Annotated in this window: 1 protein-coding gene; it reads right to left on the minus strand. The window is 53.5% G+C overall.

Features of this window, described 5'->3' with window-relative positions; genetic code table 11:
• A partial coding sequence (locus H7995_RS28165) for a tetratricopeptide repeat protein (protein WP_185819332.1) occupies window positions 1-688 on the minus strand: 688 nt, incomplete at both ends.

Consider the following 688-nt stretch of genomic DNA (forward strand, 5'->3'; position numbering starts at 1 on the left):
TACTCGCCAGATTTTTTTGTAGCGTGCCGCGCGTTCCAGGTCTTCCTGTTGGCCGAGATAATTAAGTTCATCGGTAGGGGGCGGATTACGAAAGACTTTTCCTAATTTGTAAGCAGAAGTGCTGTCACCCCCAGCGACTCCAAGTTGAAAAGCTTCGAGCGCTTGCGCGTACTTTTTTTGGTTCTTAAGGTATATGCCCGATGCAATCGCCGCTTCGCCATTACCTTGCTCGGCTGCGCAGCGATACATCTGAAGCGCGATGGCTGGCGCGACATTGCTCGGCTCAAGCTTGTCACCCACATAATACTGAGCTTGGGCACTCCCTTTATCAGCAGCTTTTCGGAAATAGCGCAGGGCCATTTCCGGATCCTGTTTCAGCCCGGCTGAACCCTGTTGCAGGAAGATTCCGACGAAGTAATAACCCGTCGCCACACCTTCGCTGATCAGTCGTTGACTCAAGCGCAAATGCTCGTCGCCACGAAGCTGGAAGTGCCCGCGCATGGCGCCGTTCTGTAAGTTGATATTGGCCTTGTAGTGGCCGCTCTCAGCGGCAATGCGGTACAGGCGCTCAATCTCGACATCGACGTTCTTGTCCTGCTTGAGCTGATTGTTTTTTTGTAGCCAGCGGGCGTACTGAAACAGCACATCGGCTTCGGTGGAGGGCGCGGGGATTTGTTCGTGTACACAA

The sequence above is a fragment of the Pseudomonas kielensis genome, from assembly GCF_014236655.1.
Classification (GTDB): Bacteria; Pseudomonadota; Gammaproteobacteria; order Pseudomonadales; family Pseudomonadaceae; genus Aquipseudomonas; species Aquipseudomonas kielensis.